The sequence below is a fragment of the Micromonospora inaquosa genome (assembly GCF_003857055.1).
GTDB lineage: Bacteria > Actinomycetota > Actinomycetes > Mycobacteriales > Micromonosporaceae > Micromonospora > Micromonospora inaquosa.
In genome coordinates this window covers 1-26,057 of record NZ_QGSZ01000165.1, presented here as the reverse complement: position 1 = coordinate 26,057, position 26,057 = coordinate 1, and the positions used below count along the sequence as shown (strand labels likewise).

The window sequence follows — 26,057 nt, the reverse complement described above, 5'->3', positions numbered from 1 at the left end:
CATCCACGGCGAACGCTTCAAGCCGTTGCCGCACAACCGAAAGCTCGTCAGGGGTCACCGCAACATCGAACTACCCAGACCGCCCCGATGACCCCACGACACGCCGACCTAACAAAGCACTACTAGTACGCATAGACCGGCACGGCCGGCTCGGCCTCGTGCCCACCGGCCGCGGCAGCGCGGACGGCCGGCTCACCGGCCAGGCAGTCGCCCTGATCGTCGCCCGCACCGCAGCCGCTGCCGGCCTCGACCCGCATGCCGCCTGGTCCGGCCATAGCCTGCGCCGCGGGTTCGCCACCGAGGCCTACCGCACCGGCGCCGACCTCCTGCGCATCGCACGCGCCGGCGGTTGGAAGGACGGCTCCACCACCCTGCATGGCTACATCAAAGACATCGACCGGCGGCAAACTAACCCCTGACCGGCGTCGGCCTTTAAGGGTGCCGACTTGAAGCGAGTGTCAGGTTCCGAAAGGAACCAGAGACGCTCGCGTTGGCTCAGGCACGCCACCGTTGGCCGGGATAGTCGATCACTCGGGTTTCGGTACCCTGGCCCAGCACTACAAACCTCGTAGCGGGGGCGACCGGTGATGCGGCCGCACGGCTAGCCTAATCACAACGTCCGCCACCGTTTGCCTATGGCACGATCCGCGAGAGGCCCAGCGTTTGGGATCGACCGAGCAGCAGGGCGGGCGTTAAGCGCACTCAACCCCGATAAGGCTTGAGCGATACGAAGGCCCATCGGGGTTCAGCCCAGGTGTCGGACGGTTGACCTAGGCTGCCTGACGTGAACGGCGTGTGCAAGCGCTTCATCGCCGCAACAAATCAGCAGGCTGAGTGGTCGGCGCGGATCGCGCATGTTCCGGATCATCCTGAGAACTCCGTCATGGTCCAGGCATGGGACTTCGGTCGGCGGCAACTTCGATGCCTTTGGGAGATAGCAAGGTGACGCAGTCGTCGGCCGGCGGGTCCGGCACTACAGGTGGTGTTCTGCATGAGAACCGATGTGTTGCATGGCTGGCCGCTCACATGCTCGCCGAGACGGCGCTGCCGGATTGGGCCTCAGGCCGGCTGGTGCTCGGCGTAGGCAGCCAGACCGGCCGCCCCGTGGATGACGTCGGCGGGCTGACCGACGCGACGGGTTGGGTCTGCGTCCAGGCGAAGAAGAGACTGGCGCGCAGTGACCATCCGGACAGTGATCTTGCTGCGGCACTCGAGCAGCTGGTGGCGATCGATGCGGAGGGCGTTCCCGGCCGGCCGCCGAACCAGGATGAACTGCGGCCACTCGACCCTCGCGTCGACCGAGTGGTGATCCTGACAAACGAAGAGGCCCCCAGCACGATCGCCGCCGCGATGGCCCGGCTCGTCGATCGGCTGCGTACCTGGCCTGAAGCTGTTCCCCTGGCCGAGGCAGCCACCAATGCCAACGAACAAGCCTCCCTGCGCACCCTGCGCGGACACCTGGAACGTCTATGGGCCAAGCGTCACGGCACGACTGCCGACGAGAGCGTCCTGAGATCGCTGCTCCGTCCGCTCGCCGTGCGGGCGCTCGACCTACGGGATGAGGGCAGCGATCTCCGTGCCCTCCTCCTGGATCTTCGCGATCTTCTAAGAGATCCAGACAAGGCGCTTCACCTGTGGCGTGAACTGGAACTGATCGGACAGCGGCTGGCCGCCGAGCGCTCATGGGTGGAGCGCGCCGACCTGGTCCGGGAACTGGAGACCCTGGGCCTTCACCTCACGCCCGTAGCGCGGCTGCGCCGGGACGTCCAGCGGCTCCAAGCGGTCACGACCGGCAATCTCGGTTCGCCGCCTACGAATCTCACCCTCACCGCGCCGGAAGGCAACGTTCAGGTAAGCCGGGCCGTGTCGGAACTGCTCGACGTATCCGAAGGCAACGTGGCGATCACCGGCGATCCGGGTGCCGGCAAGTCGGTCGTCCTGCACCGGTTCGCAGACCGCCAGGCGGCCGACGTCGTCTACCTGACGCACCACCAACTGCGGGGCACGGCCGGTGACACCCGCGCCGAGCTCAACCTGGACCATGATTTACATGAGGTCCTGACGGGCTGGACGGGTTCGCGCCCCGGACTTCTGCTGCTCGACGGGATCGATCAGACCCGAGGCGTCGAGGCGTCGAGCTGGCTGCCCGAGCTGGGCCAGCGTCTGCGCGAAACCCGCTGGCGGATCATCGGCAGCATCCGGTCGTTCGACCTTCGTCACGGCCCTCGCTGGCGAACGATGTTCGCAGGGACGCCAGTCGACCCCAGCCACCTCGACCCGGAACTCTCCCAGGTCGCCCACCTACTGATCGGCGACCTGACGGCGGAAGAGATCGCAACGGTACGCGGCGCCAGCCCTTCAATGGATAGGGTGCTCGACCGGGCCGACAATCGTCTGGCAGAACTCTTGGCCAACCCGTTCAACCTGAACCTGGTGGGCGAGCTGATCTCTGCGGATCTGGACGTGTCCCAGATCCGCAGCCGCCTGGATCTACTCACCCGCTTCTGGCGACTACGCGTCGTCGATGCCCCCGACGGGCGAGTACGGCAGCGCGTGCTGCAGACCCTGGTCACCTCAATGGTCAACGCTCGCTCCCAGCAGGTCAGCGACTCGCAGCTCGGTGAGGCGGCCATGCTGACCGTCCTCGATGGCCTGCTCCGCGACGGCGTGCTGAGAGAAAGCCCAACCAGCCCGTGGGCGGCGAGCCAGCCGCTCGGTTTCGCCCACCCCGTCCTGTTCGACTACGCCGCCGCGATCATCGCGCTCGGCGATCTTGGCATCACGGACAGTGTCGCTGACAGCCTCGACAAGGACCCGGATCTCGTCATGGTCCTCCGTCCGAGTCTGGACTACCGCCTAGCGATCGCCTGGCACGCCGATCCGAGCCGGACGAGCTATTGGCGGCTCGCCCTACGACTCGCCGCGCAGCAATCCGGGCACATGCTGGCCGCCGCAGCGGCCGCTACGATCGCCGCTCACGAGCTACGCGCCGCAGCCGAGCTGGGACTACTCGAATCGGCCTGTCTCGCGACCACAGACCATGCAACCTGGACGGTCGACGATGCGCGCGGGCTGGCATTCCTGGTCGCAGCCGGGCTTGGTGCTGCCGAGGCGGGCCCCGCCGCACTGGACGCGTTCGGGGAGCTCTTGGTGGGACTTGCGCTGCACAGCGTGAACAATGACGACGTAGGGTTGGCGCTTCTTGTTGCGCAGCTTGGCCGCCGCGCGGCGGGTGATCAAGCGCCGATGGCCGGCACACTTGCTGCCCGCGGTTGGGTCAGCGCCGCTATCGCCGCCGTGATCGTTGGTCTAGCCGACGTGAATGACCCCCATCGCGCGAATCTTGCCGATCCCGGGGGCCGTGCGCTAGCCGCCGCGGCAACCCTCGACGTTGCCGCGACCGCCGACACCATCCGTCTGGTCATCGCCCCACCCGCGCTGCGCGGTTGGGGCGTTCGAGCCGTCCGTCCGTTGATCAACGTTCTACCGCAGATTGCAGCCCAGGATTCCGGCCTCGCCGTCGACCTCGGCGCAAGCGTGTGGCTCTTCGAGGACGACCGGACGCAGTCAACGAACATGCTCAACAGTCAAATACTTCCGCTCATATCGAACCGCCAGCAGGATCTGGAGAGCACCCAGTACCAGGTCAGCCAAGCGTTCCCCGCCTTGGCGGCGGTGGACGTCGTCGCGGCGACCAGGCTCCTTATCAAAATTGTTGAATCCCGTCGAGTGCTTCAGTACGGCAGCATCGAGTCGCAGGCAAGCCAGCGGCCGTGGGTACGGTACAGCGGCGACCTGCGGCACGCGGGCGGTCATCGCTCGCTCCCCGCCATGGCCGACGCCCTCGTCGACGGCATCGAGAAGCTCGCGCCGGACTGCGGCAATGCGATCGATCTGCTCATCGACTGCCTCACCCACGCCGAGGTGTGGAACCGGCTGCTTCACCGAGCCGCGACAAGCGAGTCACCAGCGCTCGCGCACGCCCTCCGGCCGGCGCTGGCGAGTCCGTCGCTCTTTGCCCACAGCCAGACATGGCCGGCCGCTGGCCACGTCGCCGCCCGCCTGTCCCCACTGCTCTCCGCGTCCGAGCGCGACGCGCTGGAGCAGGCCATCGTCGCGGCGACCGAACCCGGCACAGCCGACCCGGAGCCACGGCGGGACAGCCTCCGCGTGCGGCAGGAAGCGCTGCTGAGCGCCCTCGCGTCTGGAAGGGCCAGCGAGGATACAAATTGCCCGTTGCCCCCCATCCTGGTTCCGAACGACAAGTCACGTCGTGTGGAGCCTGAGATGGGCGCGACTGACGCGTCCCCCGAGGCGCGGCTCCTCCGGCAGGTCGACGAGGCCCTCGGGACCGCCAACCAGTCAGACAACCGTGACGCCGCGAGCCGGCAGCTGGTGGCCATGTGGCCGCAGCTCATCGCCACGTGCGCTGCGGATACCACGAACCTGCAGTTGCATGAACGCCTGCTGCGAGCCGCCGACCACATCGCTCGTCTGCCGGAGGTTCTGCCGAACACGGTCCTCGGTCGACAGATTTTCGAGGCCGTCGAGGCGGCCATGCCGAAGCCCAGCCCCGCCGGAAGTCTGCCCGGCATCAACAACAACCGGTTCGCGAGTTGGTCGTGCACACCCGAAAGCGGAGCGCTGAGCACCGCTCGCACTCTCCTCACGCGACCCGAGTGGCAGCGCGCACACGGTGACCAGCTAAGTGCACATCTGCTCAGCCATCTCGACAGCAGCGAGTGGACGTACCGATACCTCAGCACGACCGCCATTGGCCTCATCTTCACCGAGCCGAACGAACTTCTCTCCCAGGTCGAGAGCCGGCTCGCAGCCGAAGCCGACGACCACGTCGCCTCAGTGCTAGTCCATGTGATGGCACGTTATGTGCATAGTCGACCCTTTGACGTGGATGGAATACTCGCCCGCTTGACCTCCATGCCTGATTGGCCTTATCTGCTCGATCCGGGCCATGATCCGACAAAGATTCATGACACCCCATCTGAGGCTGTGGTTCAGTGCCTGACAGCCCTTGCGGTCCTATACGACAGTCCTTTTGCCAGGTCCACGGTTCGAGCGTGGCTTTCGAGCCCTACCGACCATGCCGCTGCGGTGATCGTGATAGCGAGGCACCTCCGTGATCTCCTTAATCCGGCCGACCCCTCCCTTCAAGGAGCACAACGCAAGGCATTCGAGCTGCTGACGCTCACCTTGAAACCGCTCCAACCCGCTTGGGTCGAGCCCACGCAAATGGAGAGCGCGCTGACCGTGGCTGACGCAGTCGCTCAGGAAATTTACCTAGCCAGCGGCGCCTTCGATAGACAGCAGGGTTCTCGCGGAGAATTCGGTGACCCGCTCCTCTTCGCGAAGCTCGCGCTGCCACTTCTGGACGGCATTCGCCAGGTGCACCACCCGGCGGTCACGCACCACATCATCGAGACGGTCGAGCACCTAAGCACGTTCCAGCCCAAGCCGGCATTGCTCCTAACGATGCGGGCGATCATCGAGGATCAGGGTTACGTCGCCGAGTCGCTCGGCGTTGACGCCGCCCTCAAGCTGATCAATCGCTTCGTGGCCGACCACCGGGAACTCGTCTTGGGCGACCCTGAGTGCGTTACCGCCGTACGCGTCCTGCTCGAACGATTTGTGCGCGCGGGGTGGCCACAAGCCGTACAGATGGCAGAACGCATGGACGAATTGTTCCGCTGATATGTTGCCCGCAGCTCGAAGCGGAAGTGGAATCAAAAGGTGACCCGCTCATTCGACTCGCCGCCTTCGCGCCGCCGGCAGCCACTCTATGACGCGCTACCTACGCGGGCCATAGATCTGCTTGTCGCCTTCGCCGATGACACCATCGCCACGACGTGCCACTTGCCCGACTGGCCTTCGCTACGCTCCGGCTTCCTAGCTTCAAGCATTTTGCACTCGCGCGATCTCGCGGTAACTTCGATCCGCCCAGGTCTCGGTTACTGCTGATTGAGGTCCACATGCGTGAGGTCGTGCGTCGGTCGGTACGAGCGATTCTGTGGGACGAACGCGATCAGCTCGTGTTGATCAAGAGGACGAAGCCCGGCCAAGCTCCCTACTGGACTGCGCCCGGTGGCGGCCTGGAGCCGACGGATGCATCCCTCGATGCAGCCCTGCGCCGTGAGCTGCGGGAGGAGTTGGGCGCCGAGGCAGAGCAGCTCAGCCAGGTGTTCTTGTTCAGCTCGCCGTCGGGCGAGGGGGTGTCCGTACAACACTTCGTCTCCTGCCGGCTCAGACGGGTTGACGAGAGTGCCCGTACGGGTCCGGAGTTCACGGATGCTGGCCGGGGTGGCTATTGCCTGGACCGGGTGGCTGTCGACCGCCTTCCTGAGGTGGATCTGAAGCCTGAGGCTCTGAAGGATTTCATCCTCGCGAACACTGACGCGTTGCTATCGGAGTTGACCTGAATCGGGCCAAATCCCTGCCGGTGCGAGCGTGAATCGGCGCGCGGCTTGGAACAAGTCCTGGGGGCGGCTCGCTCCGGCGATGATCGCCGCGACGGCGCCGATGAGCACTCGGTGCGAGACGATCAAGGCGTCATTTCCTTCGACCGGAGGTCCGAGGACAGTCGCGGCTGCCATCGCCCGTTCGTAAAGCGCTGTAAGGCTCTCGCCCCCGGCCAGGGCCGAGTCCGGGTCGCGGAGCCGGTCCCTGCGCCAGGTCTGGTACTCGAGTGGGTACTCGTCAGGTCCTTTGCCGAGGACGCAGTCGGGGGCCCGCCATTCGGCGTACAGCGGGTTCGGCGCGGCGAGCGGTACGCCGAGCAGCGCGGCCAGGATCTCTGCGCTTGTGGTGGCGCGCGGATGCGGGCTGGTCAACACGATCGCAGGCCGGATACCGCGGTCACGAAGTGTGTGGGCGGTGGCGGCGATCTGTGCCGCGCCGCGCGCGGTGAGTGGCGTCTCGGGTCGGGCGTGGGCGTGGGGGCGGGTGATTCCGTCGAGGCTGGTTCCGTGGCGGATCCAGAGGGTCGTCATGACAGGTGCCAGCCGCCGTCGACGTTGATCGCTTGGCCGGTGATGAATCCCGCTGCTGGTGAGGCCAGGAAGGCGATGGCGGCGGCGACGTCTGAGGGTTGGCCCCGTCGTTTGATGCACTGTCGGTCGAGCTGGCGTCGGACCATGGCCTCGTGATCGGGTACGACGCTGTGCTCTGCGGGGACCTCGATTGAGCCGGGCCGCACGGTGTTGACGGTGATGTTGTGGGGGCCGAGTTCGCGGGCGAGCGCGCGGACGAGTCCTTCCAGGCCGCTTTTCGCGGCGATGTAGGCGGCGAGGTCGACGCGTCCGAGCTGGGTCATGACTGAGGAGACCGCGACGATACGCCCGTAGTTGTTATCGATGAATGCCGGCGTGACGGCGCGGATGACAGCGGCGTGCGTGACGAGGTTGAGTTCGAGCTGGTCGCGAAGGACGTCGGGGTCCGTCCGGCTCCAAGGGACGCGAGGGTACGCGCCGGCGTTGCTGATCAGGGCCGCGAGCCGGGTGGCGTGTTGCTCGATCGCGACGCGGAGTGCGGTCTGGGTGTCGGCGACGGTCAGGTCTCCGGTGATGGTGTGGGTCTGCGCGCCTTGGCGGCGGGCGGCCTCGACGACCGCAGCGAGGTCAGCGTCGTCCTGGCGGTGGGTCAGGACGAGGTCGAAGTCGGCGGACAGCCGGGTGGCGATGGCCGCGCCGATGCCGGTGCCTGCTCCGGTAATGACGGCGATGGAGCGGCTCATGAGGGCGGCTCCGTCGGCGCACGAGAGGTGAGTCCGAGGCTCTGTTCCAGGTCGGCGTCGGGTGCGTAGAGGTCGGCGAGCAGGCCCAGCGACAGAGCGGCGTCGCGGGGTTCCAGGAGCTGTAGTGGGTAGACCGCGAGGATCCGCATGGCGAGGTATGGGCGTATCCAGGTGAGTAGGTCGGTGGCGGCGGAGAGTGCGAGCGGCCGGGCGAGCGTCGTGAGGTATCGGGTGATGGCTTGCTGCCGGGCCGGCGATGGTTGGTGCTGGTAGTCGATGCCGACCGATCGGTCGGAGAGTCTCTTGAGCCGTACGGTGGGTTCGACAGCTTCGGCGAGCGCCATCGTGTGGTCGGCGTAGGCGGCGGTGTTGTAGTGCGGGACGAGCCAGGCGCCGTGAAGTCTCTGGTACCAGAGGAAGCAGGCGATCTCGCCGGGCAGGGCGTTGAGGCCTGCGGTGTCGTAGTCGAACCAGACGGGCCTGCTGTCGGCGTCGAGGCCGATGTTGAAGTCGGTGGGGTCGCCCTGGGTTATCGCGGCCCAGACCTGCTCGTCGGGGTGGAAGGCGTCGCGTAGCTCGCTGACAAGGGCAGGAAAGTCGAGCCGTCGGGGCTGTCCGTTGACCATGAGGGTGGTCTCTCGCAGCTCGGTGGGTCGGAGACCGTCGGCGTCGGCCAGTTTGAGCACGATCGGGTCGTGGCCGTAGTAGTGGTCCAGCCTGCCGCGGGGCTGGAGCCGGTCGCGGTAGAGCTTGCCGTTGGTGCGCGAGGCGGGGACGCGGCAGATTGTCGCGTCGATGGTTCGGCGGTAGTGCTGGAAAATCGCGTCTAGCCCGCGATCGAGGTTGGCCGTGCTGTCTGCGTCGGTCGATGTGAGAGCGTCGAGAAGCAGGCCGGTGTCCGGAAGATCTGGTTGGTGGCGGTCGTAGAGGGTGAGGGTCCAGTGCCCGATGCGGTGTTGGGAATGCAGCCCTGGTACCCGGTAGTGGTGGCGGATTCGTTGGTATCCGGCGGATTCGGCGGCGGCCTCCACCGGGTTCGGGTTCACCTTGGCGAAGAGGCGGTGTGAGCCGATGTCGAGGTGAAACGTGCGGTTCATGGTGAAGCGGCGGTAGCGGGCGACCCGGATCATCGTTGCCACCACCCGGCGCACTGCCCCGCGAAGTCGGCAATGTCCTTGGCGGGAATGGCCCGAAGGTCGCTCGCGGTGGACCAGACGGTGTCGTCGTAGCGGTCCCGCACGGGACACGCGTCGGCGAGCGACATCAGGTGCGAGAACGGGGTGGCCACCGCGTTATGGCGCGGTGATCCGGTGATCCACTTGGCGTAGCCGTGTCGTCCGTAGAGGCCGACCACATGCGGCTGGGTGCCGTCCGCTCGGAGAGTGAGCGCGGCGAGATGGGTCAGGCCAGTGTCGTTACCGATGACCAGCTCGGCGGTGGCGAAAAGGTCAATGCAGTCGACCGCTGCTGGTCCGTGAAGTCCCTCAATCCGCCCTACGGATGCCGGAGGCTGGTGGCCCGGTGGTGTCAACAGGCTGAAGCGCCAAGCGCTCGAGTGGCGGGCCGACAGGTGTTCGGCGACGGCGCCGAAGTTGTCGATGCCGTAGTCCTTGCGGTCGGGGCGACTCGTCGTGGCCACGAAGACCACGTGGAATGCTTCTGGCGCTGCGACGGACGACCGGAACCTGGGGCACGGGTCATCGGATGCGGGGAGCCTGACGCCGAGGGTTTGCTCGATGTCGAGGTAGTAGCGCATCGGCAGGGCGGCATGGACCTCGACCATGTCGGCGTCGACGAGGTCGAGCAGTGTTGGAGGCGATTCCGGCACCGCGTCGAACTCCAAGGCGTTGTCGCTGCCGCGCGTACCCAGTGTGTGCCCGTCGCCGTATGCGACCGTGACTGGAAGGGTGCACCGGGCGATCAGATCCGCCCGGCTGCCCGCGTACTCCAGGGCGTCAAACTGATCGTGGGTGGCGTCGTGAAGCGCCTGTGCCATGGCGAGGCCGAGCAGCAGGTCGCCGAGTCCGCGAGAGCCGAAGTCGACGCGCCACCCGTTCTCACGTACCGCGTCGATTCGTGCCCGTCGGGGCGGGGTCTCTCCGTTGGCCCGTCGATACGGCAGGAGCCGGCCGACCGGTGCCTGTTCACGTCGGACGAGGTACCGCCCGCCGCGGTGGCGCACCGGTTCCTCGGCGAGGGTCACAGCGTGGTCAGTACGCACAGCGGGACCCCGTTGCGCTCGAGTAGCTGTCGGCCCTCGCCGGCGGTGTCTTCGACGAGGCAGAGCGCGCCGGTGATGTCGGCGCCGGCCGCGCGAAGCGCCTCGACGAGGTTGGCCAGAGTGAGTCCGGTGGTGATCTCGTCGTCCACGATGAGGACGCGCAGTCCTGTGAAGTCGCCGTAGGCGAAGACCTCAAGACGCCGGGCATGCGGCTCGTGGAACACGAGCTTCCCGGGTAGGTCGAGGTTGACTTTCCAGGCGAGCCGATAGTGGCTACCACTGGCCCAGGCCAGCGCGATGGTCGGCACGATGCCGCCGGCGTCCAGGCCCAGGAGAAGATCGTGCGGCCGAAACGCCGGATGCTCGCACCATCGCTGCCACAAGCTGCGCCCCGTCGCAAGTACCTGTTCCACGGCCACGTCCGTGCGAATGCCATCGAGACCGTGGACGACGCGGACCGGACGAGTGGTGTCTCCCACCCCGAGCCGGGTCACTCGATCGGCGTGCAGAACCTCATCAAAGGCAGTGGTCATCGAAGATCTGATCCTTCCGTCTTGGGGGTGTCGGACGCAGCCGTGCGGCCGAGCTTGTCGTGGTAGGCGAGGATTTGGGCGGTGGCTCCGCAGACCCGATGGGAGAGGTTTTCGTCCTGTCGCCACCGGTCGCCGCTGACCTCGGCCACTGCCGGGAGGTCGACATCGGCGTCCGGATGGCTGGTGGTGAAGGCGAGGCGAACCTCCTCGCTGCCGTCGAGGTCCACCCCGTCGGCGCGCAGGATGATCTTCATGATCAGCACGACGTGCTTGTAGACAGCGCGGACATCGGGTTCGGGGTTCGCGGCGAGTCGCCGCAGTACCATCGCCACGAGCGGCAGTTCGCTGCGTGAGGCGCGGTCGTCGGTTGGTGCGTCGAAGGCGTTGAGTACGAGGTCGCTTCGGCGGTAGAGCAGGCCGCGGCCATCGTGGGCTATCTGCCGCACCGCGTGCAGTACTCGGGGTGGGACCGACCCGGTGAGCATTTCCCGGGTGGTGAACGACGACAGCGCGATCTTCTCGCCCGCCGGTCCGCTCTGAGGTACATGCCTGCTTTGGAGCCAGTCCAGCGGCAGCGTGTCGCGTACGACAAGGAGGTCGATATCGCTCCATCCCGGCTGCCAGCTCTGATGGGCGAGGCTCCCGGTGGCGGCGACGAGCGCGGTCTCAGAATCGGTCAGTCTGGCGACGCAGTCCGCGAGTACCGGTTGCAGAGCCTCAGGGATGGCCGTGTCAGCGTGCGGTGGAACCTTGGCCACCGCCCTGCGGTGAACAACTTCCGTGACCGCCCTCTTCAGCGCGGCCAGGCTGCGGCCGTTATCGATGACCGTGTCGGCGATCAACGCGATGCGGTCTCCGCCCCGGCTTTGCTTGATCGCGTCGCGGGCGGAGAGCGATTTCATGGTCTCGGTGGCGCGTTGCGCGCGAAGCCGGTCCGGAAGGCGGAGGAACAGGATCTCGCAGCGCTGGCCCCAGATCCTGCGGAGGTGTGCTGTTGCGTCGAAGCGGTGGGCGCTCTCCAGGCTGATCCGGTGTGAGCCCGGGTTCTGTGCGGCGAACCGCAGGATCTCTTCCGAGAGCATCTGCGCCTGGATGCCCTCGTTCCAATCGCGATACGGATCGGTCGCTCCCTGCCGTTCAGCGGCTAGCTGCATGAGGTAGCCGATCTTCAGGCGGGTGGCTGTGTGCTCCGTGCGGAGCAACTCACCGACCGTGCTCTTGCCGCTCTCGGACATGCCAGCGAGCACCCACAGGTGCTCGATCCGGTCCGGTGGGAGCGGGGCGACGGGCACGTCGAGTTGCGCCACGGCCTCGCGGATCTCACGCTGCACATCAAGGAGCGGGCGGTCTCCGCGCACCACGATGGCCTGGTACTCCCCGTCATCGACTTGAAGATCAATCGCTTCGGCCAGCCGCCGCTGATACTCGACGTAACGCTCGGTGGTCGGCACAACCTCACGCGCGATGGCGTGGTGCGCCTCGGCCGCCGACTGGTTGCTATGGCGCAGCAGCAGGTGCAGCTCACGGCGCGGCGCGGGGGCGTAGCGACGTGCTTTGGTCTCGACTTGTGCGAGCGCCTCGGCGGTGGAGATGCCGTCCTTGACCGCCGCTGTCGCCGCGCAGGTCGCCACAAGCATCGGCCAGCCCCGGTCCTCCAACGCCAAGGGACCACCACCGACGCTCCGCGCGGCGTGGGAGCTGAACACGAGGTCGATGTGTTCGTCGGTGGTGCTGTCGACGAACCACCACTGACTGAAGTCTCGTCGGGACACCTCGGCCCACCGCCGGTCCCACCGATCGACTGTCCCGGTGAACTCGACGTCCGGCATCGCCGAGGCCAACCAGCGGGCGTTCGTGGTCTTGCCGACGTTGTCGGCACCGTTGAGGGTGACGGCGATCCTCATCGCGGCTCCCGATAGCTCTTCAGCGTGCGCCAGTGAGGAACTCGGCGGCGACCTTCATGGATGTCGAGCACAAGGGTGTCGAAGGCCTCGGTGAGTTCGGTGAACTGCTGGAGCGCCAGCGGAGCATCGACGTCGCGCAGGCCCAGGTGGCCGGTCTCCGAGAATCTCCTCCACCGAACCCAGGCGATGGCCAGGCGGTCGATCACGGAGCCGATCGTCTCGGTGTGCAACGGTGCCCAGCGCGAAGGCCGGATCACCTGCTCGACCCATGAGTCGATCTCACCAATGAGAGCGACGCGGGTGGCGTTGAGGCGGTCGATCGACCTCTTGGCGTCAGCCACTGCGTGATCGTCAGCGGATGGGTCGCGGGAGATCGTCTCCGCCGCCCATTGTTCGCGATGGTGCGAGGCGAGCCGGGATGCCACATGAAGGGGTACAGCCCAAACCTTTGGCGGAACCTCTGGGCGGCCATCGAACGTACTGATGATCAGGTCTGAGCCGGGCAGCATTGGACAACACTGTTGGTCAGGGGCGCTTGGTAAGTCTCCGACGGAATGGAGGGACATGGTTGAGCCTCTGTCCGTTGAGGGGTGGACGGGTTAGGCGTGCTGGTCTTGCCAGCGGTTGCCCACCGGTCGCGTGGGATTGATCGGCGTCGGGCTGCTGGCTTGGTGAAGGTTCCGGCGCATGGGGCGCAGGCTCGGCCCGTCCGGCACGGTGAGGGGCCGGCGGGGCGTGTACCCGTAGCGGGTGAGCAGGTGCTCCGCGTCTGCGGTGACGGCGGTCCAGGACGGCAGGCCGATGCGGTCGAGGCGGGCGCGGTGGCGAGCCAGCAGGGCACCGCCGCGACCGGTCTGCTGATGGGTTGGAGATGCGGCGAGGAACGCCAAGTGGTAGTGCGGCTCGGTGGGCTGCTGCTGCGCGAGTAGGCCCTCAAGGGCGATGAAGCGGTCAGCATGTGATCCAGCGGCCTTCACGAGGCGGGTCGGGTAGTTGGCCGGTGGCGGGATCGGCCGGTAGCGGTGAAAGCCGACGATGGCGGCGGTGAGGTCGTCGGCGAGGTGTACATCGCCGAAGAACATCGCGTGCTCTACCCATACCGCCAGGACGCCGGTCAGCACCTGGCGGCGCTGCGCCGGGTCCGGCACCAGCCAGGCGGCGAGCGGGCTGGGGTGTAGGGCGTCGGCGATCAATGCGGCGACGGTCTGCCTGTCTGGCCAGCGGGCGGCACGGATACGAAGGCTGGGGTCCACGGTGGTGTTGTCTCCTCGTCGGTCATCGGTAGGTGGCGGTGGCGAGGTCACCGACTGCTGCGTCGACGGCGGCGGTGATTTCCCGGATGGGTCGGTGGTGTTGAGCGGCGATGGTCTTTAGGTGCGCGGTCACAGTGGTGGTGTCGTCGTCGAGGTAGAGGTGGTCGGCCAGGCCGAGGACGGCGACGAGTCCGGCGAGGGCGGCGGTGTGGTTGTCGGGAGGTTCGCGGCCGGCGGCGAGGTAGCGCAGGCGGGAGCGGGCGACGACGGCCCACTTGGTGTCGGTGGCGAGGTAGGCGTCGGCACGGACCAGGCCGCCGAGGCGGCGGCGGGCGGTGTGGTGCAGGATCCCGGCGGCGACGAGTCCGGCGCGCGTGCGCTCGTACAGGTCGTCGGCGAAGCTGCGCAGGAACGCCTTCATGGTCGGGGTGGCGCGCGAGTAGTGGATCGCGGCGAGGGCGGTGTCGGCGATCAGGTCGCCGACCGGCTGCTCGGAGTTGAGGCGTAGCCACCGGTCCGCGGCCGGGCGGTCGGCGTAGGAATCGAGGGTGATACGCCCGGCGAGGAATAGGTCGATCAGAACGCCGCCGGCCATGCCCAGGGCCAGCGCTTGGCGGTGGAGGTGGGGTTGGCCGGTGTCGTCGTGGTGTCCGAGTAGGAACAGCTCATCCCGCAGCGGCAGTTGGGGTATCGAGGCGGTCATCAGATGTCCCTACTCCCGAGCGCCGGCAAGGTTCCGCAGCCGGGCGTGTGCGTCGTGGTAGGCGGGCAGCGATTGCGGGATCAGGGCTTTGTCGACGGCGGCGAGGACGGTGTAGTTGGGGTCGCAAACGTTGCCGATGGGTGCCCGCCCGGCTTGGGAGATGAGTTGGTAGGCGTCCAGGGTCTGTAGGCCGCACAGGTCGACGGTCCAGGCGGTGAGGTCCTGGTGGGCGATGCGGTAGGCGTCCTCCAGGGGCCTCGCGCAGCCGACCGACATGATCGCTGTGTCCGTTTCCAGGCGTGGCCAGGCGGTGTCGGCACCTTTGATGACCTCGACCGCCAGGGTCGTCATGGTGGCGATCTCCACGCCGACGCCGCACGCCTCTCCCTGGCCCTGTCGGGCGTGTCCGTCGCCGAGGGCCAGCATCGCGCCGTGCACGTTGACCCCGAGGTACAGGGTGGTGCCGGCACGGAGTTCGGGGGTGTCGAGGTTCCCGCCGTAGTGGTCGGGGACGATCGTGGACCGGGACTCCATGCCACCTGGGGCGACGCCGATGGTGCCGATCATTGGATCCAGCGGCAGGTCGACAGTGTGCTCGCTCTCGGTGGCGTGATAGCGGACCACCCCCGCAGCACGGTCGATGTCGTACACCCACACCCGCTCATCCAGGGGCGGTTGCAGGGTGGCCGTGTGCGAAGTCGAGGTCAGCGCCCCGAAGTAGGGGAACGTCGCCGACACGCCCCAGTCCCTCGCGGGGACGATGGAGGCGATGTGCACGGCGAGGGTGTCGCCGGGTTCGGCGTCCTCGACGAAGAACGGCCCCGACACCGGGTTCAGGTACGGCATGCGGCACACCTGCGATGGCAGGTCCGCAGGTCCCCGTACGAGGCCACCGAAGCAGTCCTCGGTGTGCACCCGCAGGATGTCCCCGGAGCGGACGTGCGCGACCGGGAGACGCCCGCCGAAGGTGTAGGCCAGCTCGTCGCGGGCGGGCCGGTAGGTGAACTGGTCCATCGCGATCACACCCGCGCCATGTCGCGCCCGGCGGCCTCAGTGGCTGCCATGCCGGACAGCACGGGCCGCCGACCGGTCAGGTAAAGACCGGCGAGCACCAGCACGCCGAGGGCGAGCCAGGCCAAGCCGAGACGCTGGGCGGCGATGTTGGCGTTCACCACCACGTACGCCAAGATGGCGAACCCGATGCCGGGCATGACCAGGTGCGCCCACCAGTTGCCGCTGCGCTGGCGGATCAGATGGTGCACGACCACGGAGACGTGCAGGACGAGGAAGGCGACCATCGCCCCGAAGTTGATCAGCGACGACAGCAGCGCGATCCCGTCCGCCCGGGTCGCCAGGTACAGGCCGAGGGCGAGGGACACGGCGCCGGTCAGCAGAGTGGCGTTGATCGGCACGCTGCGGCGCACCGACACTCTCGCCAGAAAGGCCGGGAGTTGTCGGTCGCGGGCCATCGCGTACAACAGCCTGGACGTGGCGACCTGCGCGACCATCGAGTTCGGCAACCCCCACGCGATCGCCGTCGCAACAGCGCACAAGGTGGCCAGCCACCCTCCGCCGGCTACCGCGGCGGCGTCGTAGAAGGCAGTGCCGTTCACATCGCCCTCAGCTAGCAGCGCGTCGGGGGCGGGGACGAGCATCGCCGCGAGCCAGGTCTGCGCGATGAACAGCACCCCGGCCAGGATCAGGACGCCGGCCATCGCACGACCCACCTGCCGGGACCCGCCCTTGGCCTCCTCGGCCAGCATGCTGATGCCGTCGAAGCCGAGGAACGACAGCACCGCGATCGACACCGCCCCCGCGACGAGGGACCAGGTAAAGGTGTCGGAGTTGTAGAAGGCGTCCCAGCTGAACCGGCCTTTGCCGGAGGCAAGAGCCCAGCCGGCGACGGCGAGGAAGACCGCCAGGACGATCAACTCGCCGACCAGCATCACCCGGGTCACCATCGCGGTCATCCGGATCCCGACCGAGTTGATGATCGTGTTGACCGCGACGAACCCGAGCAGCCACAGCCATACCGGCACCGCCGGCACGGTGGCGTGCATCGCCACCGACGCCACCAGGTACAGCAGGCCCGGCACGAGGACGTAGTCGAGGAGGATCACCCAGCCGGCGAGGAATCCGACCGGTGGGCTGATGCCACGGCCGGCGTAGTTGTAGACGCTGCCCGACATCGGGAACGCTTTCACCATCTGTGCGTAGGAGAAGGCGGTGAACACCAACGCCACCACACCGACCGCGTAGGCCAGGGCCACCATGCCCCCGGAGCCGGCGTAGACGCTGCCGAAGATCGCCATCGGCGCGATCGGCACCATGTACACCAGTCCGTACGTCACCAGGTCCCGCGATCGAAGCTGGCGGCTGAGTTCCTGTCGATAGCCGTAGCGGGTCAGATCATTCGAAGTTGTCATGAGGATCCTCACGAGGGTGAGAAGCACGAGCGGGGAGACGTCTGCCGGGTGGCCGAGAGAAGCCTGACGGCAGCGGCGCTCCGATTGACGGTGCTTGGCAGCGACTTGATGTAGTCACCGGTGGTGGCTACGTCCGGACCGACGGTGATCCGGTGCGGCAAGCTTGCCAAGCGCATCCACGCGGATGGATCCCCATGAGTGGCGAGAATTTCCCCCACCCGGCCGCGCCTGTGACCTGCACGAATATTGATCAACTGAGGTGGATTTACCCAGCCGAGGGCCGTTGGCCTCGCCAGGACCCGTACCGGACCTGGCCAGAGCGGCGATACCGTGCGACGGGAGGCCACACGGAGGAGGTGTCCGACGATGGCGAGGACGACTGGCACCAAGGCACAGCGCGATCACGTCCGCCAGAAACTGGCCGGATTCGGCGCGACGCCGACCGCCATCGCGGCCGAGCTCCAGCGACGCTTTGGACTGCGTCCTCGGGATGCCTTTCGACAGGCTCACGGTTGGACCCAGGACGCGGTGGCAGAGAAGCTGAACACCAATGGAACCGGTTCGGCGACGTTCACCGGGGCACGGATCAGCGATTACGAGCGGTGGCCCTTCGGCGGTCGTCGACCCACCTTGGCCGCCTTGAACGCCCTGGCTTATGTCTTCGGGACCGAACCGAGTTGTCTGGTCGACCTCGACGACTTGGCCGCTATGCCGGACGCGGACCGAGAGATTCTGAGCGGCCGGAACGCCGCCCCGATGCCCAATCGATCCGTCGCAGCCTCAGCACCACGTGGCGCGATGACTGAGCCTCTGCGGTGGGACCTCGGCGCTCTGCAGGACGAGACGGAATTGGTGATAGCGGTGTCAGAACGTACGGCCAGCTTCGGAGAATGGGCGCAAGCCTCCAACGTCGGGCCCTTCACCCTTGACGATGTCGCCGCCTCCACCCGCAGAATCGCCGTCGACTATCTGAATGAGCCACCCGTCATCGTCTACGCCCGAGCCGGTCTCCTGGCGGATCGCGTGTTTCGCCTCTTGCAGACCGGGCGTCAGGATCCCGACCAGACTCGGGAGCTCTACACCTGGGCCGGTTACCTGTGCACATTGCTCGCCTGGATGGCCGGCGACCTCGGTCACCCAGCCGCCGCCGAGTCCCAGGCCCGCACCGCCTGGATGTGCGCTGAAACCGTCCGCGACAACACGCTCCGCGCCTGGGTCCTGTCGACAATCAGCAAGATTCACCTGTGGGAGCAGCGGTTCGAGGACGCGGCCAACGCCGCCGTACGCGGCTACGGCCACGCCGCCGAGGGAAGCGCGGCGGTCATGCTGGCTTGCCAGGAAGCCGACGCGTGGGCGGAGATCGGCGCTGTCGAACCGGCCCGAGCGGCACTGCAACGGGCTGAGGGGGCCCGCCAACATGCCAGCCGCGACCCGGTAGGTGGCCTTCTAGCCTGCGGAATAGTGCGCCAACACAACTACGCCGGTTCCGTGCTGCTTCGCATCGGCGAGGCCGCCAACGCCATCGAGCACGCCCAGCACGCCCTCACGGAAGCCGCCGCGGATCCCTCGGTCGCCTACGGCACACTGGCCCAAATCCGCATCTGGGCCGCCGCAGCGCACCTCAAAGCCGGCAGCCTCGACGGCGCGGTCTCGGTCCTGTCGCCGGTGCTCGCGCTGCCACCCGAACAGCGACTCGACCCGCTGGTGCACCGCCTGCGCGGCGTCGGCCGAAGCCTCGCCGGCAACCCGTCGCTGCGCACGAGCATCGAGGCCCGCAGTGTCCAAGCAGCCATCACCGAGTTCTGCGCCACCGGCGCCGCCCGCCAACTTCCCTGATACCTGGAGAACCCATGGCAGTCCCGCACGCCACCGACGTCCGCAACCACTGGTACTGGCGACCGGGTTGGGGAATCGGCTCCCGCTTCTACACTTGGCACATCACCTTTGATGGGCAACCCGAGGTTGAGGAGCTCGCCGACCAGTATCGGTCCCTGCTGTCCTCGCAGCCCAGCCTCGATGTCATCCCGAACCGGTGGCTGCACCTCACCATGCAGGGCATCGGCTTCGTTCAAGACGTCGCTACCGACGACGTCGACGCCATCGTGGCCGCCGCCAGGAACCGCTGTGCGCGCCTTTCACCTTTCAAGCTCATCATCGGCACCCCCCACGTCGATCCCGAGTCCATCCAGATTGCCGTCGACCCGGTCGAGCCTGTGCGGCAGCTACGCGCCGCCATCCGCGCCGCCATCGCGGACGTCTGGGGACAGGATCGAGTACCCGAGCCGGCCGAGCCTTACAACCCTCACCTCAGCCTGGCCTACACCAACACCGAAGGCCCTGCGGCACCGCTCATCGAGGCTCTCTCCTCCGCTCCGAACCTCAGCGCGCACGCAATGATCAACTCCTGCCAGCTCATCGTCCTCAACCGCGACGAGGGGATGTACGTGTGGGAGCCGTACGCGACCATCGATCTTGGATCCTGAGGCCGGTATCCAGCGCCTGCCGCGCTAGCGAGTCGCCGCCGGGCTGTGCGTAGGTAGAGGGTGCCGTAGCTGGGGCAGGGCCGGTCGAAAGCTTGCTCCGGCGCGACCTCCTGGCCACGCAACTCGGGCGGCAGGCAGTAGGCACTCTGACGTCTGCGTGTGGCGTCCACGACTGGCGGCCTGGGTGCAGAGCAGCCGGCGCAGGCAAGCGTGCGGGTGCGGGTCCGCGACCCGCTCCCACCGCACCGCGGCCCAAGCCAGTGCCACCTGGACCAGGTCTCGGCGTGGGGCCCGCCGCCGAGAGGACCGGCGGGCGATCAGTCGTTCAGCGGGGTCGGGTCGGTCGGCAGCGCGGTCGGTGCCACCCGGCGAGCGGCCCGACCACCGCCGAGCACCACCACGGCCACCCCGGCCAGCAGCAACGCCATCCCCAGCAGCGCGTACGGGCGGGGCACCTGACCCAGCCAGGCCCAGCCGAGCAGGGCCGCGCCGGGCGCCTCCAGCAGGATCAGCACGCTCACGGTGGTCGCCGGGATCTTCCGCAGGGCGTAGTTGAACATCGAGTGCCCGAGCAGTTGGGCGCCGGCCACCAGGGCCAGGATGGCCAGCCAGGTACGCCCGTCGAACCCGGTCAGTCGTACGCCACCGACCAGGCACAGGGCCAGCAGGATCAGCGCGCAGATCCCGTAGCAGATGGTGGTGTAGGTGGTGGTGCTGATGCTGGTGCGCGCCCGTTCCCCGAAGGCGGTGTAGACGGCGGCGAACACGGCGCCGGTCAGCGCCAGCACGTCGCCGAGGACGGCGCGGCCGGAGACGCCCACGTCCACTCCGGTGGCGACCGCCGCGCCGCCGACCGCCACCGCGATGCCGATCCACACCACCCGGGGCAGCGGACGCCCCTGGGCGCGGGCGATCAGCCCCTGCCAGACCGGTTGGGTGGCGACCAGTGCGGTGGACGTGGCGACCGAGGTGAGCTGGGCGCTCGGCACCCAGGTGGCGAAGTGCCCGGCCAACGCGACCCCGGACAGCACGCAGAACAGCCCCTCCCGCCGCCCCGCGCCCACGATCAGCCGGCGGAACTCGGCGCGACGCCGGGCCAGCGCGAAGGGGCTCAGCACGGCCACCGCGAGCAGGTTGCGCCAGAACGCGATGGCCAGCGCGGGGGCGGCGGCGTACGCGATCAGCGGCGCGGACGACGACACGGCGACTACGGCCAGTCCGACCGCACCGGTGGTCAGCGGATCCACTGTCGGCCGGGGTGAAGGTGGGGGCACGGGACGTAATCCTCACACGTATGACGGTCGACACGGAGGGTCATCACTCCGTTACGATCACGCGGGTCCGCGCCGGCGACCCTCGACCGCCCGGAGGCGTTCCCCCATGCCCAGCTACCAGGCGGTGCTGTTCGACTTCTTCGGCACCCTGACCCATTCGGTGCAACGCGGTGCCGCGCACGCCGGCACCGCCGAGCTGCTCGGATGCCACACCGACGCGTTGTCCGAGGTGCTGAACCGCACCTACTACGAGCGGGCCAGCGGCCGGTTCGGCAACGCGGAGGCGACCCTGCGCTGGGTGTGCGCCCAGGTCGGCGTACACCCCACTGACCAGGCGGTGCGTGCGGCGGTGGCGTCCCGGCACCTGGCGGTCCGCGCGGACACCTGGCTGCGGGCCGACGCGGTGCCGGTGCTGGCGGCCCTGCGCGAGCGCGGCCTGCGCACCGGCGTGATCAGCGACTGTACGCACGAACTGCCGGCCTTCCTGCCGCAGCTGGCGGTCGCGCCTCTGCTCGACGTGCAGGTCTTCTCGGTGCAGGTCGGGCGGTGCAAGCCCGACCTGACGCTCTACCTGACCGCCTGCCAACGGCTCGGGCTCACCCCCGGCGACTGTCTCTACGTCGGCGACGGCGGCAGCCAGGAGTTGACCGGCGCCGAACGGGCCGGGATGACCGCCGTCCGGCTCGCCGCACCGGATCTGGCCACCCACATGGTGTTCAACGCCGACCGGGACTGGCGCGGCCCGACGCTCGACACCCTCGGTGAGGTGCTCGCCCTCGTCGACGCCGACGCGGCGGTCGCGGGCGTCGCCGGTCGGGCGGGCTGATCGGCTGACCGGCTGATCAGCGGCGGCGGACCCGGTGCAGACGGAACGGCTTGCGGGTGGCCCGGACCGCCGGCGTCGGCCGGGGCGGCTCGGCCTGCGCGTCGGCCGGCAGCTCCGCTCCGGCCAGTGGCGTACCGGCCGGGGCGAGCCGGTTCACCGCGCAACCGTCGGCGGCCCACCGGGCCACCAGGTCGGCGGTCGGACCGGGCGCGTTGAGGCGCTTCGCCGCCACCAACGGCGCGGTGGTGTCCCACGCCTCGGTGCCCGGCTGCAACCGGCTCACCCGGGCCGGCCAGGTGACGATCCGACCGCCGTGGTCGCCGCGCAGGGTGACCTGGGCCTCGGCCGCGTCGGCCAGACCCGGCGCGGCCTGCTCGCCCGGCCCGCTGACCACCAGGAGCGCGCCCTCCAGCGGGGCGCACCAGAGCGCGAGCGCCGGCCCACCGGCAACGCTGATCCAGGCCACGGCGGCCTTCTTCATCGCCTCGTCGACCAGTGGGGTGCCCCCGGGGGCGTCCTCGTCCGTCACACCCGCATCCTCCCGCATCGGTGCCTCCGCTCAGCCCACGAACGGCGGCACGGCGATCTCACCTCGGGCCACCGGCATCACCTGACCGGCGACCGTCGCGCCGACCGCCGCGCCGCCCGCCGCGGTGACCGTGCAGGCCAACGCCGACGGTCGGTTCATCTCCACGCCCTGCCGGACCGCGTACGCCGACCGCCCCTCGCCGGGCAGCAGACCACTCGCGACCAGCCAGACACCGAGGCCGAGCGCGGCCGAACCGGTCGCCGGGTCCTCCGGAACGCCCATCCCCGGCACGAAGACCCGGGCGTGCGCGGTTTGCGCGGCCGCGTCCCAGGAGAAGACGCTGACGTGCGACACCCCGTACCGCTGCGCCGCCGCCGGGTTCACCCGGGCGCGGGCCACCGACTCCGGCCGCACCGGCAGGTACGGGAACTCCAGCCCGCAGCCGGCGACACGTGGGGCGGGCCCGAAGTGGTCATCGGCGGCCAGTCCGGCGATCTCCAGCAACGGCTCCGGATCCAGTTCCGGCCCCAGGGTCGGGGTGCCACCGGTCAGCGTCGCCCCGGACGCGGTCACCTCGATCGGCAGCACCCCGGCCTGGCACTCCTGGGTGACCTCCCCCACGCCGAACATCCCCCGCCGGCACGCGGTGACCGCCGCGCCGACGCTGGGGTGCCCGGCGAACGGCAACTCCTCCACCGGAGTGAAGATCCTGGCCCGGTAGGTGATGCCGACCTGGGTCGGCGGCAGCACGAACACGGTCTCGGAGAGGTTGAATTCCAGCGCGAGCGCCTGCATCTGCTCGGTGGCCAGCGCCTCGGCGCCGAACACCACCGCCAGCGGGTTGCCGGCGAAGGGGCGATCGGTGAAGACGTCCACGATCTCGTAGGCCAAGGTCGACATGTTGATAAACACTAGGCGCTTAGGCTGGTGCCCGTGAGCACGCCGACCCGGATCTACATCGCCCGTCTCGCCGGAGTTGCCGTCTTCGACCCGAACGGCGACCAGGTGGGCCGGGTTCGTGACGCCGTGGCGCGGCTCCGGGCGACCAAGCGTCCGCCGGAGGTCGTGGGCCTCGTCGCCGAGATGCCGATGCGTCGTCGGATCTTCCTGTCCATCAACCGGATCACCTCCGTCGACGCCGATGCCGTCGTGCTCGGCTCCGGCACCCTCAACCTGCGCCGCTTCGAGAAGCGCCCGAACGAGCTGCTGGTGCTGCAGGAGCTGCTCGACCGGCGGGTGCAACTCGACCCGGGCGGCCAGCCCGGCGCGGTCGTGGACGTCGCGATGGAGTGCACACGGGGTGGCGAGTGGTCGCTGACCCGGGTCGCCGTACGCGAGCAGACCGGTCGGCTCAGCCGCCGCGGCCACCTGCACCAGGTCGAGTGGGACCGGGTGCGCGGGCTCAGCGGCATCGCCGACAACCGGGGTACGGCGAACCTGCTTGCCGTGCTGGAGGACATGCGCCCCGCCGATCTGGCCAACGCGTTGCAGGATCTGCCCGACACGCGGCGCAACGAGGTCGCGGCCGCGTTGGACGACGAGCGACTGGCCGACGTGCTCAGCGAACTGCCCGAGCACGACCAGGTGGAGATCCTCGCCGCCCTCGACCGGGAGCGGGCCGCCGACGTCCTGGAGGAGATGGACCCGGACGACGCCGCCGACCTGCTCAACGAGCTGCCCCTACCCGAGCAGGACGTGCTGCTGGACCTGATGGAGCCGGACGAGGCCGACCCGGTACGTCAGCTGCTGAAGTACACCCCCGGCACGGCGGGCAGTGTGATGACCTCGGAGCCGGTCATCCTGCCGCCGGACGCCACAGTCGCCGAGGCACTGGCCCGGATCCGGGAGCCGCAGCTCTCCCCCGCCGTCGCCGCGCAGGTCTTCGTGACCCGGGCACCGCAGAACACGCCGACCGGCCGCTACCTGGGCATGGTGCACTTCCAGGCGCTGCTGCGCGAACCTCCGGCCGATCTGCTGGGCAAGGTCGTGGTCAACGACATCGACCCGCTGCGCCCCACCACGCCGCTGCCGGAGATCACCCGCCGGATGGCCACCTACGACCTGGTCGCCATGCCGGTGATCGACCGGAGCAACCGGCTGGTCGGTGCCGTGACGGTGGACGACGTGCTGGACCACTCGCTACCGCGGGACTGGCGCGACCGTGACGCCCTGACCATCTCGGGCGGCACCGACACCGGGTCGGACGGCGCGGATGGCTGAACAGCGGCGGACGGAGCGTCTCGACCAGCCACGCGAGCCCCGGGGTGTCAAGCTGCCCCGGTTCGACGCGGAGGCGTTCGGTCGGTGGTCCGAGGGCATCGCCCGGGGCATGGGCACGGCGAACTTCATCGTCGTCATGACCGTGGTGATCACGATCTGGTTCGTCTGGAACACGTTGGCCCCGGCGAACCTGCGCTTCGACCCGTACACCTTCACGTTCTTGACCCTGGTGCTGTCCTTGCAGGCCAGCTACGCGGCCCCGCTGATCCTGCTGGCCCAGAACCGGCAGGCCGACCGGGACCGGGTGGCCCTGGAGGAGGACCGGCGGCGAGCCACCGCGCAGAAGGCGGACACCGAGTACCTGGCCCGGGAGATCGCCGCCCTGCGGATCGCCCTGGGTGAGGTCGCCACCCGCGACTTCCTCCGCTCCGAGCTGGCCCGGTTGGCCGAGGAGCTGGACGAGATGGGGCAACGTCGGCAGCGACTGGAGCGCCGCCAGCAGGAGAAGGACAGCCGCCAGGAGCGACGGGGCCAGCGTCCGACCGACGGTGTCGGCCTGGACGAACCCCGCGACGACCTGGACGGTGACCTCACCCGGGAGGCCCGGCCGGACGGCACCGCCCCACGCCGCTCAGAGGGCTGACCAACGGGTCATCGATTGGCTCACACCGCCCCGGGCAGCGGCGGCAACGGATGCCCCGCGACGTAGCATTGCGGGCATGTCAGCACCCGTGAGCACCGTCGAGGACGCGATCCAGGCCGCCCTGGCCACCGTCAACGACCCGGAGATCCGCCGGCCTATCACCGAGCTGGGCATGGTCCGCTCCGCGACGATCGGTGCCAGCGGTGTCGTCCGCGTCGAACTGCTGCTCACCGTCGCCGGCTGCCCGCTGAAGGACAAGCTGCGCACGGACATCACCACCGCGGTCGCCGCCGTGCCCGGCGTCACCGGCGTGGAGATCGACTTCGGGGTGATGACCCCGGAGCAGCGGCAGTCGTTGCAGTCGCAGCTGCGCGGTGGCGGCGCCACCCAGGAGCCGGTCATCCCGTTCGCCCAGCCCGGCTCGCGCACCCGCGTGTACGCGGTGGCCAGCGGCAAGGGTGGTGTCGGCAAGTCCAGCGTGACGGTCAACCTGGCGGCGGCGCTCGCCGCCCGAGGGCTCTCCGTCGGGGTGGTCGACGCGGACATCTACGGCCACTCGGTGCCCCGGATGCTCGGTGCGGACGGCCTACCCACCCGGGTCGAAGACATGATCATGCCGCCGCAGTCGCACGGCGTGAAGGTCATCTCCATCGGCATGTTCACGTCCGGCAACGCCGCCGTCGTGTGGCGCGGCCCCATGCTGCACCGGGCATTGCAGCAGTTCCTGGCCGACGTCTACTGGGGCGACCTGGACGTGCTCCTGCTCGACCTGCCCCCGGGCACCGGTGACGTGGCCATCTCGCTCGCCCAACTGCTGCCCAACTCGGAGATCCTGATCGTCACCACCCCGCAGACCGCCGCCGCCGAGGTGGCGGAACGGGCCGGGGCGATCGCCCTGCAGACCCACCAGCGGGTGGTCGGCGTCATCGAGAACATGTCCTGGCTGGAGCTGCCGGACGGCTCCCGGATGGAAATCTTCGGCGCCGGCGGTGGTGTCGCGGTGGCCGAGTCGCTGAGCCGGACCATCGGCGCACAGGTGCCGCTGCTCGGGCAGATCCCACTGGACACCCGGGTCCGCGAGGCCGGCGACGCCGGCAACCCGATCGTGCTGGCCGAGCCGGACTCCCCGGCCGCGCAGGCACTCGGCACGATCGCCGACCGGCTCGCCCTGCGCCGCGAGTCGTTGCTCGGCAAGCCCCTCGGCCTCAAGCCCGCCGGCCGCTGACCAACCACGAACGCCGTCAGCCCGTCGGCCACTGCTGGCCGGCGGGCTGACGGCGTTCGTGGTTGGTCAG

At 68.7% G+C, this 26,057-nt stretch carries 23 protein-coding genes; 9 read left to right on the top strand and 14 right to left on the bottom strand.

The genetic code is table 11. From position 1 onward, the window contains the following. The 3 genes from DLJ59_RS08405 to DLJ59_RS08395 form a co-directional block, all read left to right on the top strand. Positions 1–419: tyrosine-type recombinase/integrase (locus tag DLJ59_RS08405; RefSeq protein WP_148096934.1), on the top strand; the 419-nt coding region annotated here is incomplete at its 5' end. Between the two features lie 607 nt (positions 420–1,026). Then, complete coding sequence (locus DLJ59_RS08400; protein WP_124771939.1) at positions 1,027–5,709, top strand: NACHT domain-containing protein; 4,683 nt, start codon at positions 1,027–1,029, stop codon at positions 5,707–5,709. 278 nt (positions 5,710–5,987) lie between these two features. Further along, complete coding sequence (locus DLJ59_RS08395) at positions 5,988–6,434, top strand: NUDIX domain-containing protein (protein ID WP_124771938.1); 447 nt, start codon at positions 5,988–5,990, stop codon at positions 6,432–6,434. On the opposite strand, the gene DLJ59_RS08390 is transcribed toward DLJ59_RS08395, so the two are convergent. The 11 genes from DLJ59_RS08390 to DLJ59_RS08340 form a co-directional block, all read right to left on the bottom strand. After that, on the bottom strand, positions 6,417–7,004 hold the full coding sequence (locus DLJ59_RS08390) for a histidine phosphatase family protein (protein WP_124771937.1): 588 nt from the start codon (positions 7,002–7,004) through the stop codon (positions 6,417–6,419). The genes DLJ59_RS08395 and DLJ59_RS08390 overlap by 18 nt on opposite strands. Then, positions 7,001–7,747 (bottom strand): SDR family NAD(P)-dependent oxidoreductase, encoded by a 747-nt coding sequence (locus tag DLJ59_RS08385; RefSeq protein WP_124771936.1) that lies wholly within the window; start codon positions 7,745–7,747, stop codon positions 7,001–7,003. The genes DLJ59_RS08390 and DLJ59_RS08385 overlap by 4 nt, the downstream gene beginning before the upstream one ends. Next, positions 7,744–8,877, bottom strand: a complete 1,134-nt coding sequence (locus tag DLJ59_RS08380; RefSeq protein ID WP_124771935.1) for a hypothetical protein — start codon at positions 8,875–8,877, stop codon at positions 7,744–7,746. Before DLJ59_RS08380 ends, DLJ59_RS08385 begins: the two co-directional genes overlap by 4 nt. After that, a complete protein-coding gene (locus DLJ59_RS08375; protein ID WP_244235909.1) occupies positions 8,874–9,968 on the bottom strand; it encodes a glycosyltransferase family 9 protein in 1,095 nt (364 codons plus the stop codon). Before DLJ59_RS08375 ends, DLJ59_RS08380 begins: the two co-directional genes overlap by 4 nt. Continuing rightward, positions 9,947–10,462, bottom strand: a complete 516-nt coding sequence (locus DLJ59_RS08370) for a phosphoribosyltransferase (protein ID WP_244235908.1) — start codon at positions 10,460–10,462, stop codon at positions 9,947–9,949. Before DLJ59_RS08370 ends, DLJ59_RS08375 begins: the two co-directional genes overlap by 22 nt. 35 nt (positions 10,463–10,497) lie before the next feature. After that, positions 10,498–12,165, bottom strand: a complete 1,668-nt coding sequence (locus DLJ59_RS08365) for a hypothetical protein (RefSeq protein ID WP_124771933.1) — start codon at positions 12,163–12,165, stop codon at positions 10,498–10,500. 236 nt (positions 12,166–12,401) lie between these two features. Continuing rightward, positions 12,402–12,914, bottom strand: coding sequence for a DUF4254 domain-containing protein (locus DLJ59_RS08360; protein ID WP_124771932.1), 513 nt, complete (start codon positions 12,912–12,914; stop codon positions 12,402–12,404). A gap of 90 nt (positions 12,915–13,004) precedes the next feature. After that, complete coding sequence (locus tag DLJ59_RS08355) at positions 13,005–13,658, bottom strand: GNAT family N-acetyltransferase (RefSeq protein WP_124771931.1); 654 nt, start codon at positions 13,656–13,658, stop codon at positions 13,005–13,007. A gap of 22 nt (positions 13,659–13,680) precedes the next feature. Next, complete coding sequence (locus DLJ59_RS08350) at positions 13,681–14,361, bottom strand: GOLPH3/VPS74 family protein (protein ID WP_124771930.1); 681 nt, start codon at positions 14,359–14,361, stop codon at positions 13,681–13,683. Positions 14,362–14,370: 9 nt separating this feature from the next. Further along, positions 14,371–15,375 carry an acetamidase/formamidase family protein gene (locus DLJ59_RS08345; protein ID WP_425271401.1) on the bottom strand — a complete coding sequence of 335 codons (1,005 nt, stop codon included), beginning with the start codon at positions 15,373–15,375 and terminating at the stop codon, positions 14,371–14,373. Positions 15,376–15,380: 5 nt separating this feature from the next. Beyond that, complete coding sequence (locus DLJ59_RS08340; RefSeq protein ID WP_124771928.1) at positions 15,381–16,787, bottom strand: APC family permease; 1,407 nt, start codon at positions 16,785–16,787, stop codon at positions 15,381–15,383. Positions 16,788–17,153: 366 nt separating this feature from the next. On the opposite strand from DLJ59_RS08340, the gene DLJ59_RS08335 reads away from it, so the two are divergent. Together DLJ59_RS08335 and DLJ59_RS08330 are read left to right on the top strand one after the other, a co-directional pair. Continuing rightward, on the top strand, positions 17,154–18,623 hold the full coding sequence (locus tag DLJ59_RS08335; protein ID WP_124771927.1) for a helix-turn-helix domain-containing protein: 1,470 nt from the start codon (positions 17,154–17,156) through the stop codon (positions 18,621–18,623). A gap of 14 nt (positions 18,624–18,637) precedes the next feature. Then, entirely contained in the window at positions 18,638–19,270 is a 633-nt protein-coding gene (locus DLJ59_RS08330; RefSeq protein ID WP_124771926.1) for a 2'-5' RNA ligase family protein, read from the top strand. Between the two features lie 317 nt (positions 19,271–19,587). On the opposite strand, the gene DLJ59_RS08325 is transcribed toward DLJ59_RS08330, so the two are convergent. Next, positions 19,588–20,544, bottom strand: coding sequence for a DMT family transporter (locus tag DLJ59_RS08325; RefSeq protein WP_124771925.1), 957 nt, complete (start codon positions 20,542–20,544; stop codon positions 19,588–19,590). A gap of 106 nt (positions 20,545–20,650) precedes the next feature. Between DLJ59_RS08325 and DLJ59_RS08320 the strand changes: the two genes are divergently transcribed. Next, positions 20,651–21,370, top strand: a complete 720-nt coding sequence (locus DLJ59_RS08320) for an HAD family hydrolase (protein ID WP_124771924.1) — start codon at positions 20,651–20,653, stop codon at positions 21,368–21,370. A gap of 16 nt (positions 21,371–21,386) precedes the next feature. Here the strand turns inward: DLJ59_RS08320 and DLJ59_RS08315 are convergent, their stop codons facing one another. Next, the gene (locus DLJ59_RS08315; RefSeq protein ID WP_124771923.1) at positions 21,387–21,917 is read right to left on the bottom strand and encodes a hypothetical protein; all 531 of its coding nucleotides are present in this window, start codon (positions 21,915–21,917) and stop codon (positions 21,387–21,389) included. Positions 21,918–21,929: 12 nt separating this feature from the next. Beyond that, entirely contained in the window at positions 21,930–22,799 is an 870-nt protein-coding gene (locus DLJ59_RS08310) for a PhzF family phenazine biosynthesis protein (RefSeq protein WP_124771922.1), read from the bottom strand. 33 nt (positions 22,800–22,832) lie between these two features. Between DLJ59_RS08310 and DLJ59_RS08305 the strand changes: the two genes are divergently transcribed. From DLJ59_RS08305 to DLJ59_RS08295, 3 genes are all read left to right on the top strand, one after another. Further along, positions 22,833–24,119, top strand: a complete 1,287-nt coding sequence (locus tag DLJ59_RS08305; RefSeq protein ID WP_124771921.1) for a magnesium transporter MgtE N-terminal domain-containing protein — start codon at positions 22,833–22,835, stop codon at positions 24,117–24,119. After that, on the top strand, positions 24,112–24,762 hold the full coding sequence (locus DLJ59_RS08300; protein WP_124771920.1) for a DUF1003 domain-containing protein: 651 nt from the start codon (positions 24,112–24,114) through the stop codon (positions 24,760–24,762). Before DLJ59_RS08305 ends, DLJ59_RS08300 begins: the two co-directional genes overlap by 8 nt. Before the next feature lie 76 nt (positions 24,763–24,838). Next, on the top strand, positions 24,839–25,987 hold the full coding sequence (locus DLJ59_RS08295) for an Mrp/NBP35 family ATP-binding protein (protein ID WP_124771919.1): 1,149 nt from the start codon (positions 24,839–24,841) through the stop codon (positions 25,985–25,987). Positions 25,988–26,057 lie beyond the last annotated feature (70 nt).

What these genes read in the sequence shown, in the direction of transcription:
- DLJ59_RS08400 (WP_124771939.1), top strand. Translation starts at nt 1,027, where the DNA reads ATGCTCGCCGAGACGGCGCTGCCGGATTGGGCCTCAGGCCGGCTGGTG.
- DLJ59_RS08395 (WP_124771938.1), top strand. Translation starts at nt 5,988, where the DNA reads ATGCGTGAGGTCGTGCGTCGGTCGGTACGAGCGATTCTGTGGGACGAA.
- DLJ59_RS08390 (WP_124771937.1), bottom strand. Translation starts at nt 7,004, where the DNA reads ATGACGACCCTCTGGATCCGCCACGGAACCAGCCTCGACGGAATCACC.
- DLJ59_RS08385 (WP_124771936.1), bottom strand. Translation starts at nt 7,747, where the DNA reads ATGAGCCGCTCCATCGCCGTCATTACCGGAGCAGGCACCGGCATCGGC.
- DLJ59_RS08380 (WP_124771935.1), bottom strand. Translation starts at nt 8,877, where the DNA reads ATGATCCGGGTCGCCCGCTACCGCCGCTTCACCATGAACCGCACGTTT.
- DLJ59_RS08360 (WP_124771932.1), bottom strand. Translation starts at nt 12,914, where the DNA reads ATGCTGCCCGGCTCAGACCTGATCATCAGTACGTTCGATGGCCGCCCA.
- DLJ59_RS08350 (WP_124771930.1), bottom strand. Translation starts at nt 14,361, where the DNA reads ATGACCGCCTCGATACCCCAACTGCCGCTGCGGGATGAGCTGTTCCTA.
- DLJ59_RS08345 (WP_425271401.1), bottom strand. Translation starts at nt 15,375, where the DNA reads ATGGACCAGTTCACCTACCGGCCCGCCCGCGACGAGCTGGCCTACACC.
- DLJ59_RS08340 (WP_124771928.1), bottom strand. Translation starts at nt 16,787, where the DNA reads ATGACAACTTCGAATGATCTGACCCGCTACGGCTATCGACAGGAACTC.
- DLJ59_RS08335 (WP_124771927.1), top strand. Translation starts at nt 17,154, where the DNA reads ATGGCGAGGACGACTGGCACCAAGGCACAGCGCGATCACGTCCGCCAG.
- DLJ59_RS08330 (WP_124771926.1), top strand. Translation starts at nt 18,638, where the DNA reads ATGGCAGTCCCGCACGCCACCGACGTCCGCAACCACTGGTACTGGCGA.
- DLJ59_RS08320 (WP_124771924.1), top strand. Translation starts at nt 20,651, where the DNA reads ATGCCCAGCTACCAGGCGGTGCTGTTCGACTTCTTCGGCACCCTGACC.
- DLJ59_RS08315 (WP_124771923.1), bottom strand. Translation starts at nt 21,917, where the DNA reads ATGCGGGAGGATGCGGGTGTGACGGACGAGGACGCCCCCGGGGGCACC.
- DLJ59_RS08310 (WP_124771922.1), bottom strand. Translation starts at nt 22,799, where the DNA reads ATGTCGACCTTGGCCTACGAGATCGTGGACGTCTTCACCGATCGCCCC.
- DLJ59_RS08300 (WP_124771920.1), top strand. Translation starts at nt 24,112, where the DNA reads ATGGCTGAACAGCGGCGGACGGAGCGTCTCGACCAGCCACGCGAGCCC.
- DLJ59_RS08295 (WP_124771919.1), top strand. Translation starts at nt 24,839, where the DNA reads ATGTCAGCACCCGTGAGCACCGTCGAGGACGCGATCCAGGCCGCCCTG.